The 10,077-nt window shown below is 69.5% G+C and carries 16 protein-coding genes and 1 pseudogene; 14 read left to right on the forward strand and 3 right to left on the reverse strand.

Annotated features, from left to right (window positions below):
• A partial coding sequence (locus JWP28_RS18995) for an aldehyde dehydrogenase family protein (protein ID WP_299545424.1) occupies window positions 1-455 on the forward strand: 455 nt, incomplete at its 5' end.
• A gap of 229 nt (window positions 456-684) precedes the next feature.
• Here the strand turns inward: JWP28_RS18995 and JWP28_RS19000 are convergent.
• The 3 genes from JWP28_RS19000 to JWP28_RS19010 are packed head-to-tail and all read right to left on the reverse strand — an operon-like array spanning window position 685 to window position 3,033.
• Entirely contained in the window at window positions 685-1,125 is a 441-nt protein-coding gene (locus JWP28_RS19000) for a LysR substrate-binding domain-containing protein (RefSeq protein ID WP_299545425.1), read from the reverse strand.
• 46 nt (window positions 1,126-1,171) lie between these two features.
• Window positions 1,172-2,641: a YncE family protein gene (locus JWP28_RS19005; RefSeq protein WP_299545426.1), complete on the reverse strand. Its 1,470-nt coding sequence runs from the start codon at window positions 2,639-2,641 to the stop codon at window positions 1,172-1,174.
• A complete protein-coding gene (locus JWP28_RS19010) occupies window positions 2,638-3,033 on the reverse strand; it encodes a DUF305 domain-containing protein (RefSeq protein WP_299545427.1) in 396 nt (131 codons plus the stop codon). The genes JWP28_RS19005 and JWP28_RS19010 overlap by 4 nt, the downstream gene beginning before the upstream one ends.
• A 251-nt stretch (window positions 3,034-3,284) precedes the next feature.
• On the opposite strand from JWP28_RS19010, the gene JWP28_RS19015 reads away from it, so the two are divergent.
• From JWP28_RS19015 to JWP28_RS19075, 13 genes and pseudogenes are all read left to right on the forward strand, one after another.
• Window positions 3,285-3,872, forward strand: coding sequence for a 2'-5' RNA ligase family protein (locus tag JWP28_RS19015; RefSeq protein WP_299545428.1), 588 nt, complete (start codon window positions 3,285-3,287; stop codon window positions 3,870-3,872).
• Between the two features lie 85 nt (window positions 3,873-3,957).
• A complete protein-coding gene (locus tag JWP28_RS19020; protein ID WP_299545429.1) occupies window positions 3,958-4,476 on the forward strand; it encodes a hypothetical protein in 519 nt (172 codons plus the stop codon).
• On the forward strand, window positions 4,473-4,829 hold the full coding sequence (locus JWP28_RS19025) for an ArsC family reductase (protein ID WP_299545430.1): 357 nt from the start codon (window positions 4,473-4,475) through the stop codon (window positions 4,827-4,829). The genes JWP28_RS19020 and JWP28_RS19025 overlap by 4 nt, the downstream gene beginning before the upstream one ends.
• 31 nt (window positions 4,830-4,860) lie before the next feature.
• Window positions 4,861-5,400, forward strand: coding sequence for a nucleotidyltransferase domain-containing protein (locus JWP28_RS19030; RefSeq protein WP_299545431.1), 540 nt, complete (start codon window positions 4,861-4,863; stop codon window positions 5,398-5,400).
• Window positions 5,367-5,768: an aminoglycoside adenylyltransferase domain-containing protein gene (locus tag JWP28_RS19035; RefSeq protein ID WP_299545432.1), complete on the forward strand. Its 402-nt coding sequence runs from the start codon at window positions 5,367-5,369 to the stop codon at window positions 5,766-5,768. The genes JWP28_RS19030 and JWP28_RS19035 overlap by 34 nt, the downstream gene beginning before the upstream one ends.
• Before the next feature lie 98 nt (window positions 5,769-5,866).
• Window positions 5,867-6,337 (forward strand): hypothetical protein, encoded by a 471-nt coding sequence (locus tag JWP28_RS19040; RefSeq protein ID WP_299545433.1) that lies wholly within the window; start codon window positions 5,867-5,869, stop codon window positions 6,335-6,337.
• Window positions 6,334-6,873, forward strand: coding sequence for an RNA polymerase sigma factor (locus tag JWP28_RS19045; protein WP_299545434.1), 540 nt, complete (start codon window positions 6,334-6,336; stop codon window positions 6,871-6,873). The genes JWP28_RS19040 and JWP28_RS19045 overlap by 4 nt, the downstream gene beginning before the upstream one ends.
• Window positions 6,860-7,168 (forward strand): hypothetical protein, encoded by a 309-nt coding sequence (locus JWP28_RS19050; RefSeq protein ID WP_299545435.1) that lies wholly within the window; start codon window positions 6,860-6,862, stop codon window positions 7,166-7,168. Before JWP28_RS19045 ends, JWP28_RS19050 begins: the two co-directional genes overlap by 14 nt.
• A 105-nt stretch (window positions 7,169-7,273) precedes the next feature.
• Window positions 7,274-7,663, forward strand: a complete 390-nt coding sequence (locus JWP28_RS19055; RefSeq protein ID WP_299545436.1) for a DUF6249 domain-containing protein — start codon at window positions 7,274-7,276, stop codon at window positions 7,661-7,663.
• Between the two features lie 27 nt (window positions 7,664-7,690).
• Complete coding sequence (locus JWP28_RS19060) at window positions 7,691-8,269, forward strand: sigma-70 family RNA polymerase sigma factor (RefSeq protein ID WP_299545437.1); 579 nt, start codon at window positions 7,691-7,693, stop codon at window positions 8,267-8,269.
• Complete coding sequence (locus tag JWP28_RS19065) at window positions 8,262-8,639, forward strand: hypothetical protein (RefSeq protein WP_299545438.1); 378 nt, start codon at window positions 8,262-8,264, stop codon at window positions 8,637-8,639. The genes JWP28_RS19060 and JWP28_RS19065 overlap by 8 nt, the downstream gene beginning before the upstream one ends.
• 122 nt (window positions 8,640-8,761) lie before the next feature.
• Window positions 8,762-9,538, forward strand: coding sequence for a tetratricopeptide repeat protein (locus JWP28_RS19070; RefSeq protein ID WP_299545439.1), 777 nt, complete (start codon window positions 8,762-8,764; stop codon window positions 9,536-9,538).
• Window positions 9,535-10,077, forward strand: a pseudogene (locus JWP28_RS19075) (dehydrogenase); the annotation flags it as partial. The gene JWP28_RS19070 and the pseudogene JWP28_RS19075, both read left to right, overlap by 4 nt.

The following is a 10,077-nucleotide window of genomic DNA, read 5'->3' on the forward strand; positions in this document are numbered from 1 at the left end:
TGGGCCGCGACGCCAAGGTCCTGCACGAACTCGCCGCGCCCACCGGCGGCCACTTCTTCGGCCCCGTGCTCGCCGAGATCCCCTCCGCCGCCTTCCTGCAGAAGGAGGTGTTCGGGCCGATCCTGCACGTGGTCCGCTACGACGCCCACGACCTCGAGGCCGCCGCAGCGCCGCTGGCGGCGGCGGGCTACGGCCTGACGCTCGGCGTGCACAGCCGCATCGAGGCCTTCGCCGAGCAGGTGCGCGCCGCGGTCCCGGCCGGCAACGCGTACGTCAACCGCTCGATGATCGGCGCGGTGGTCGGCGTCCAGCCGTTCGGCGGCGAGGGCCTTTCCGGCACCGGCCCCAAGGCCGGCGGCCCCAACGCGCTCTTGCGCTACGCCGTCGAGCGCGCGCTCAGCGTCAACATCGCCGCCCAGGGCGGCGATCCGGCGCTGCTCAATCTGAATCCTTAGGGGCGATCCCGGCTCAGCCCAGTCGCGAAAGCACATGCGAGACGCGCTCGCGGGTAGGGCCCTGCCGGACGGGACCGCTAGCGGTCTAGGCCGCCGCCACAACTAGATTGACCTAATCATGGAGTAGGCCCGCGCGTTGGTGTCGGCGGACACGACCAGCTACCCCGCCGAGATTCGCTAATTCCCCGTCGCTGACGTTGCCGACGCCTGCTTGTGGGCTGAAACCCAATTACAGCAACTCGCCGCATGCTGACTCAGGGCCGGCGGCCTGCAATGCGCCGTGACTCCGATCGGACCATTCGGCGTCTTTGAGTCGACCGATCAACGCCTCTGCCGATGGCGACAGGGTTCGGGATCGCAAGGTCACGATGCCGATCTTTCGACTAATGGTCGGGTTGATAAGCGGCCGGCTACTGACTTCTGAGGATCCGATCATCGGTAAGGTGCTCGCAGGGAGCGCACTAACCCCCAGGCCGGCGCGGATCAGGCCGCCGACCGTCGATATATGCCCGCATTCATACAAGGGGCGCTGGCTGATATCGGCGCGAGCGAAGGCGATATCCGTCGTGCGCCGAACGCTCGACGCCGCAGCCATGCCGATGAACCTCAGTCCCTTCAAGTCCGCCCATCGAAGCGGTTCACACGGCGTTGCCCGCTCGGCGGACTGCATCCAGCGCTGCGCCGGTCGAAATCGCGTTCGCCCGGAGCCGCTCTCCCTAACGCCCGCTTGAATCCTGGGCTTGCACCTGCACCGCAGCACCGAGGCTTTCAAGCGTTCCGGGCGCGATCACCAGATAGCGGCGAGGCCCCCCGCCTCCGACCTGCACCAACTGGCGGATGGGCCCGACCGCGTTGACGATCGCCGCGCCGGCCGGGTTGGTGGTGAAGGCCGCAAGCGGCTGGATCGTGCCGCCGCCATCGGGCCGGTCGGTCAGGCCCAGCACATAGGATGCTTTTGGCGTGAGGCCGGTGGCCGAGGCTTGCAGCACCTGGATGAGGCCCTGATCGAACAGGCTAACGCTGGTGGGCGCGGCGTCCGGCCGCCCGGGCGCCGCCAGGAGGAGGTGGGCGGCCTGGCCGGCGACCCCGATCGGCTGCAGGTTCTGCAAGCCATCGCCCTGCGGAACCGCGTCGGCGACGTAGGCCAAGGCCTGCGGCGCCTGGCCGATCGGCACGTTGGCGATCACCTTGTTGCCGGCGGTGTCGATGACCGCCAGCGCATCGGCGTTCTCCAGCCCCACATAGATCCGCGAACCGTCGCCGGACGGCCAGAGGCCATGCGGCAGCTTGCCGACCGGGATGGTCGCGACCTTGGAAAAGTCGTCGGTGCGGAATACCTGCACCTCGTTCAGCCCGCCGACCGTCACATAGGCGAACTGGCCCTTGGCGTTGCGGACGAAATTGACGTGGTTGGTGATGGGGCCGGTGTCGAAGGTCTTCAGCACCGCGAAGGGCGGGTGGGCGTCGAAGGCCATGGCCTTGCCGACGTCCTTCAGCGTGATCCAGATCTGCTTGCCGTCTGGGGAGGCCGCGATGTTGGGGCAGAACGGGCTGGGCTGGGCCACCCGGCCAACGACCCGGTGGTCGGCGACGGTGACCACGTCGATTTCGGGATTGAAGGACGAGCAGACGTAGCCGTAGCGGCCGTCGGGCGAGAAGATGGTCATGCCGGGGCCGCCCGGGGTGACGATCCGGGCCTTCTCCTCGAAAGTCGCGCCGTCCAGCACCGAGACGTAGTTCTCCCCGCGCACCGTCACCCAGACCTCCTTCCCATCGCGGGTGAAGAAAGCCTCGTGCGGCGAGCGGCCCACATAGGTGGTGTGTTTCACCGCATTGGTCGCGGTGTCGATGAAGGTCACCGAATTCGAGCCGATCGACACCACGGCAAGCGTCCTGTGATCAGGCGAAAACCCCATGCCGTGGACCAGCACCTGGCCGCGGTAGAGCGGGCTGAAGTTGCCGGGTTGCGGATCGCCCAGGCGGATCACCCCCAGTAGCCGGTTGTCGGCCGGATCGGTGACCGAGACGGTGTTGGAGAACTGCTCGGCGGCGTACACACGGTCGCGATGGCTGATCGGCACGTCGGGGTCGGCGGCGGCGCCGGGGGCCTGGCCGGCGAAGGCGGATGACCCCGCCGCGAGCGCGGTGGCGCACGAGAGGGCGGCCAGGCGGGAAGCGTGTTTCACTTCGGGCTCGGCGAGGGTTGGTCTGGCGCCGGGGTCGAGGGCGGCCGCGGTTCCCTCAGCGCGAGCCGCATGGCCGCGATCTCCTGCTGTTGCTGGATCACGATCCCCTGGGAGATGCGCCGGAGCTGCTCGTTCTTGCCGTAGCGCAGCTCCGCCCGCGCCATGTCGATGGCGCCCTGATGGTGCGGGATCATCATCGCCACGAAGTCGGCGTCGACGTCGCCGGTGGGCTTGGCGTCCATGCCGGCCATCATCCTGCCCATCGCGGCCTTGTTCTCGGCCAGGAACGACGCCTCCGCGGCCGGCGGCGCGGCGGCGGCGAGGCCGAGCGGGCCTATCAGCGCCGCCCAGAGAATGGCTGCTCGTAGAAGGGATCGGGATGCGGCGACCATGGTCGGCTCCTCTGCGATCAGTGGTGGCCGCGCCCTATGGGGACTTCGACGATTTCGCGGTCTGCCGAACACGAGTCTGCGACATAGACTGCGCGCCGGCAATGGCTCGCTGGGACCTGTAGGCCGTCGAACGAGACCGAAGGGCCGTGGTTGGAGTTCCGTGTTTGTTCTTGACCGCCGCGACCCTTGGGTTTCAACTGATGAGCTGAGGAGGCGCGGCGGTTCCGCGCTGCAGGCAAGACGGCGCGGCGGTGTCAGACCTGTTTTCTTTGAGCCCGGTGTCGGATGCCGACGGCTCCGCTCGCCATAAGATCTTCTTCGCTGTTCGTCCGACGGAGGCGGCGGCAGATGGGATCCATCGTCTGGCGCAAGGGGAGCGTTTGCGTCATGGCATGACGGGTTGGCCGACGCCGCGGGAAAGACTCCACACATCCCTCAATGGCCTGGGCGGCCATCGGGAACCGCCGCAGCGACTGATCGCCAAGGCCGTGGCAGCCTGCGGGACGATTTCTGCGCGGCCGTTTGTGATTTCCTTCAATCGGCTGGGCAGTTGGGGCCGCGGCGGCGGCCAGCGGGCGCTGGTCCTGAGGGGCGACGAAGGCGTGGCGGGGGCCTTTGCGCTCCATGAAGCCATCCACCGGGTCCTCGCAGAGGCCCGCCTCGTGCATCCGCGAGAGCGCGATTTCGAACCTCATCTCACTCTGCTGCGCGACCGGATAGAGGCCCCGCAGGCGTTCATCGAACCGGTGAGCTGGCGGGTTCGGGAGTTCGTCTTGCTGGACAGCATCCATGGCGAGGGCCGCCACGAGGTGCTGGGACGCTGGGCCCTGGCCGGCTGAACCTGCCCTGTCTGGCGGTCGGCAGGCGTGATAACGTCGGAGTCCGTCCGAAAGGCGGGCGGGGAAATCTCGGGGGACGAGAGCCATGATCCTCGGAATGTCGGTCGGGGCGTTCACCACGCTCCATGTCATCATCAGCCTGGTCGCGATCGTCTCCGGCTTGGCCGTGCTGTTCGCGATGATCGGAAACCGCCAGCTGGAGTTGCTGACCGCGGTGTTCCTGTTCACCACCGTCCTCACCAGCGTCACCGGTTTCTTCTTCCACTCCAAGGCCATCGGCCCGCCGCACATCGTGGGCGTGATCTCGCTGGTGGTCCTGGCGGTCGCGCTGTTCGCGCTCTACGGCCGCAAACTCGTCGGCGTCTGGCGGCCGGTCTATGTGGTCACCGCCGTCCTCGCGCTCTACCTAAATTGCTTCGTCCTGGTCGTGCAGGCGTTCGACAAGATCGCCCCGCTGCACGTCCTGGCGCCGACCGGCAAGGAGCCGGCCTTCGCCGCGGCGCAGGGCGCGACCCTGCTGCTGTTCGTCGTGTTGGGATACCTGGCGACGCGGGCCTATCGGCCAGGGCTCGCGCCCACTGGCGCGGCTCCGGGGATGGCGTGATCGCGCAGCCGGTGACGATCTACGGGATCAAGGCCTGCGATACGATGCAGAAGGCGCGCGCCTGGCTGGAGGGCCGCGGCGTCGCGTACGCCTTCCACGACTACAAGACCCAGGGCGTCGACCGCGGCCGGCTGGAGGGCTGGGCCGGGCAGGTGGGCTGGGAGGTGCTGCTGAACCGCGCAGGCACGACTTTCCGCAAGCTTCCCGACGCCGAAAAGGCGGACCTCACCCAGGCCAAGGCCATCGGCCTGATGCTGGCCCAGCCCTCGATGATCAAGCGGCCGGTGCTGGAGATCGAGGGCGGGTTGATCGTCGGCTTCAAGCCGGAGACCTATGCCGCGCGGCTCGGCTAGCCATCGCCCAGGTCGGCGACCGGATGCTCCGATGCCCACACCGAAAGACCCGGGCCTGAACCCGGTCCAGCCCACGCCTTATGCCGACCTGAACGCCGTCCTGGCCCACCTGGTGGAGGGCGCGCGAGGCCTGCTCGGCGACAACTTCGTCGGCGCCTATCTGCAGGGCTCCTTCGCGGTCGGCGACTTCACAGAGTTCAGCGACTGCGACTTCATCATCGTCACGGCGCGCGACATCACGCGGGACGAACTGCCGCCGTTCCAGGCGCTGCACGCGGCGATCCACCAAATGCCCTACGCCTACTGGCGCACGGGCCTCGAAGGCTCCTACGCCCCGGCCTCCATCCTGCGCCGCTGCAGCGAGACGCCGCGGGATCCACCCGGCGAGCCGCGAGGGCCGACTGGGGTGATCCGGGCAGGTCCGGCAGTCCGGCGCGGGCCTATCCGTTCTGGTACCTGGACCACGGGTCCAAGACCCTGGTGCGGTCGGAGCACGACAACACCCAGGTGGTCCGCTGGTGCCTGCGGGAAAGGGGCGTGGTCCTGGCCGGTCCGCATCCACGCGCGCTGATCGATCCCGTGCCGCCCGAGGCGCTCCGGGCCGAAGTGCGGCGAACCATGGAGCTCGTGCTGTCCCTCGACCTGCAGCCGATGCATCTGGTGGCCTGGCAGGCCTTCTGGGTCGGGCTGTTCTGCCGGATGCTGCACACGCTCGCGACCGGCGCGGTTTCCTCGAAGAAGGCCAGCATGGCCTGGGCGCAAGGCGCGCTGGACCCCGCCTGGCGCGGCCTGATCGCCCGCGCCGCCGCGGTGCGCAAGGGCGACACCGCACAATCCGGCGCCCCTGTGGACCCTGCGGAGGCCGAGGCCACCCGCGCCTTCGCCCGCTACGCAGCCGACTACGCGGCCTACATGGCGAGGGGCGCGCGCAGGGACTAGGCTCGGCGCCTGCATCCGATCGGCCGGTCGGCGGCGACTAGGGGCAAAGGCGGTGCAGGCAATCTCTCGGCCGCCGCGGGTTCAGGGAGCTGAAGCTCATGGAAACCATCTTCCGCAGCTACTGGTGGCTGCTCTTTCCGATCGGCGCCTTCGTGTTCGGGGCCTGGGACCGCTGGCTGGCCTACAAACGCAGCCGCGACCACCTGGACCTGCTGAGGTCCTATGCCGAGAAGGGTAAGGACCCGCCACCCGAACTGGTGCGCGGCGTGAGCGAGGACGTGGCCGACGACGGGCAGGCCGGCTATCCGGGCTACGGCTACGGCGGCTACTGGATGCACCCGCGCTACATGCGCCGCGCCTACCGCCACTACTACCGCTGGGGCCCCTACTGGCAGTGGCGGAGCGTGTTCGTGACCGGCGCCATCGCGGCCGGCTTCTGGTGGGCTTCGGACTGGTCCGACTGGCCGGGCGCCGACGGTCCGCTCCGCCTGGTGGCGGTGATCCTGACCGTCGTGGCGCTCGGCAACCTGGTGTTCGCGGTGTTGTCGTCTACCCACCGCGACAGATGAGCCCGGCGAGCCTCGACGAGGCTTTGGTCGCCGCCGCCCAGGGCGGATCGACCGAGGCCTTCTCGCGGCTCGTGGAGCGGCACCAGCAGGCGCTGCGGGCCTTCCTGCGCCGCGCCTGCGGCGATTGGGCGGCGGCCGACGACCTGGCCCAGGAGACCTTTCTCGCCGCCTGGTCGCGGATCGGCCGCCTGAAGGCCGGGGCCAGCGTGCGCGCCTGGCTGTGCGGCATCGGCTACAACAAGCATCTGACGGCCATGCGTTCGGCGGGGCGCGAGCGGGCGCGGGCCGTGCGCTACGAGGCGGATCGGCCGCCGCCGTCGGAGGCGGCTGCGGAGGACCGACTGGCGCTGGAGGCGGCGATGGCCGGGCTTCCGCCGGAACAACGCGCCTGCGTCGCGCTTTGCCTGGCGGCGGATTTCAGCCATGCGGAGGCGGCCGAGGCGCTGGCCATGCCGCTCGGCACGGTGAAGAGTCATGTATCGCGGGGCCGTGCGCGGCTCCTGCAAGCGTTGGGAGTGTGCGATGAAGCAGGCTGACGAGCGGCTGAAGGCCCTGTTCGCGCAGGACGAACCGGCGGCCTTCGACGCCCCCTTTTCGATGGCCGTGATGGAGCAGGTGATGCGCCGGCGGTTCCAGGAGGACGTGGCGCTGCTTTCCGCCGCGAGCCTGTTGGGCGGTGGTGCGCTCTGGGCGCTCTGGCCCGTCCTGCAGCCGGCGCTGGTGGCGATCTCGCAGGGACTGGCGCCGGCGCTGGGCGCCGTGGCGCTGGCGGCCTGCGCGGCGATGATCCTCGGCGGCCGGGCCGGTTCGGCGCTGGGCCTGGAATCATGACCAAGATTTCACGCTATAGGTTGCATCTGACGGCCGCGGCCTAGGCCTCTTCCTCATCAGAGACGGGCCGGAACGGCCTGCCGACGATCGAGAGAGGAGAAGACCTTGGAAGTCATTTGGATCCTGGTGCCGCTCAGCCCTTTCCTGCTGGTGGCCGCCCTGGTGCTGGTGCCGGCCTACCTGCGCAGCAAGGAACGGCAGAAGCTCCAGGAAACCCTGCGGCTGGCCATCGAGAAGGGCCAACCGCTGCCGCCGGAAGTGGTCGAGGCCATGTCCTCCAACGTCCGCACCATGCGCACGCCGCCATCGCCGGGGCGCGACCTGCGGATCGGCGTCATCTGGCTGGGCGTGGCCATCGGCCTCGCCGCCTTCGGCATCGCGCTGGGCTTCGAGGAACCGGATGCGGTCTTCCCGCTGGTGGCCTGCGCCGCCTTCCCCGGGTTCATCGGCCTGGCCTTCATTGTGCTCGGCCTCATCAACCGGACCAAGGCTTAGACGCGGGCGCAGCCGGGGGAACAGCCCATGACGGGCTCAGGAAATTCACGGTTCGCCAGCCAGCACGACGTCGAGCTCTGCGGCCTCGCGGCGACCGGCGAGCGGCGCGCCTTCGGAGAGCTGGTGCGCAGGCACGGCTCGGCCGTGCGCGGCGTGCTGCGCCGGATGGGCGCACAAGGCGCGGAGGCTGACGACGTGGCGCAGGACGCCTTCCTGACCGCCTTCGAGCGCATTTCGGAATTCCGCGGGGAGGGCACCTTCGCCGGGTGGGTGAAGAAGATTGCGGCCAGGCTCTACCTGCGCCGCCTGCAGCGCGACCGCAGGCTGGGCGCGATGACTGCCGAGACGGTCGAGGGCGAAACCCCGCGCAGCGACGCCGACGCCGCCATCGACCTGGAAGGCGCATTGCAGGCGCTGGGTTCAGCGGAGCGCCTTTGCGTGACTATGTGCTTCGGCGCCGGACTTTCTCACGGTGAGGCGTCAGAGGCCTTGAACCTGCCGCTTGGAACGGTCAAATCCCATGTCAAACGTGGTCTGGAAAAACTCAGAACGCGACTGGCGCCGGGCGACGGCGCAGCTCTTGAAGGGAGGCGCGGCAATGGTTGAGATCGAGTTCGAGCGCCGTCTCGAGCGGCTTTTCGCCGAGGCTCCGGAGTTGCCCGACGCGGGCCCGTTCGCCACTCGGGTGGAGCGCAGGCTCGACGCCGGCTGGACCGCGCGCCGCTGGCTGATCGGCGCCGCGGGCGTGGTCGGCGGGATAATCGGTGCGAGCCAGCTGATGGTGTCCAACGTCTTCCAGCGCGTGGAGACGGCCGGGGACTCCGCGCGCCTGCTGTCCTCCAGCATCAACCACATCTCCACCGGCACGGACTGGATGGCGGCGGTTTCCAGCGGCGGCGCCGTGGTCTGGGCCGCGGCGGCCATGGCGGTGGTCATGATGGGCTTCGTGCTCACCCGGGTGATTGGCGAAATCTGAGCTCTTTCGCCGCCGCCGCGGCCCGCCTTCTGCGTTGGGGAGGATCGGTTGCGGCGCGAGGCGGCGCGCTATAGGTTCCCGGCCTCTGAAACGCGGCGCCAAATTCTGTCCGGAGTCCCCGATTGACCGATCTGTTTGAAGAGGTCGAGGAGCAGCTACGCTCCGACCGCTACCGGACGCTTGTCCGCAAGGCCGCGCCGTGGGTGCTCGCCCTGGCCGCGGCCGCGCTGGCGGCCGCGCTCGGGGTCTGGGGTTGGCAGCAGTACAACCAGCAGGTCACCGGCACGGCCTCGGAGCAATACGCCACCGCGCTCGCCGCCCTGGCGCAGGGCGACCAGGCCAAGGCCGTGCAGCTGTGGGGCGAGGTCGCCAAGTCGCCCTCCAAGGCCTACAAGTCGCTGGCCCTGATGCAGCTTGGGGCTGCGAGGATCGCCGGCGGCAAGCCCGAGGACGTCAAGGCGGCAGTGAGCCTGTTCGACCAGGCGGCCGCGGCGGCGCCCGACGATCTGATTGGCGACGCCGCGCGCCTCAAATCCGCCTTCGCGATCCTCGACACCGCTCCGTTCGCGGAAGTGGAGGGGCGTTTGTCACCGCTGATGAAAGATGGTCATCCGTATCGGGTGCAGGCGCGCGAAGCGCTGGCGTTCGCCAAGCTGATGAAGGGCGACGCCGCCGGCGCGCGCAGCGACTTCGTCGTCGTCTCCCTGCTGCCGGACGCGCCGGAAAGCGCACGCCAGCGAGCCAAGGCGGCCATGGACCTGATCGACACCGGCTCCGCCAAGGCCGTGCCCGCCGCGGTGAAGGCGGCCCAGAGCCTGCCGCCGCCGGTGATGGTCGCTCCCGGCGGCGCCCCGATGCTGGCGCCCCAGGGCCAACCGCAGGCGCCCGGCCCGCAATGACGCCCAGCCGCAAGTCTCTCCTCGCCGTCCTGCTGGTCGCCGCGCTCGGCGCGAGCGGCTGCTCGACGATCAGCAAGCTCAACCCGTTCGGCGGCAAGGGCGGGCCGAAGGAGGTCGCCACCGAGGGTGAGCGCATTTCCATCGTCACCGCCGACCAGAAGCTGGAGCCGGCCGAGGCGCTGAAGGGCGTGGACTTCGCCCTGCCGCCGCCGGAGGCCGTGGCCGAATGGCCGCTGCCCGGCGGCACGCCCGAACAGGCGACGGGCAACCTGAACGCCGCGCCGGGCCTGACCATCGCGTGGCGGCGCGGCTTCGGCATGGCCTCAAAAGACGGCCAGCTGATCACCGCCCCGCCGGTCTCCGCAGCCGGCAAGGTGTTCGTCATGGACGCCCAGGCCAACGTCTCCGCCCATGACGCCCAGACGGGCGCGCAGGTCTGGCGCATCAACATGCGCCCCGGCGACAACAGGCGCGACCGCGAGGGTTTCGGCGGCGGCCTGGCCTATGCCAACGGCAAGCTCTACATGACCTCGGGCTTC

Source organism: Phenylobacterium sp. (assembly GCF_028290885.1).
Classification (GTDB): domain Bacteria; phylum Pseudomonadota; class Alphaproteobacteria; order Caulobacterales; family Caulobacteraceae; genus Phenylobacterium.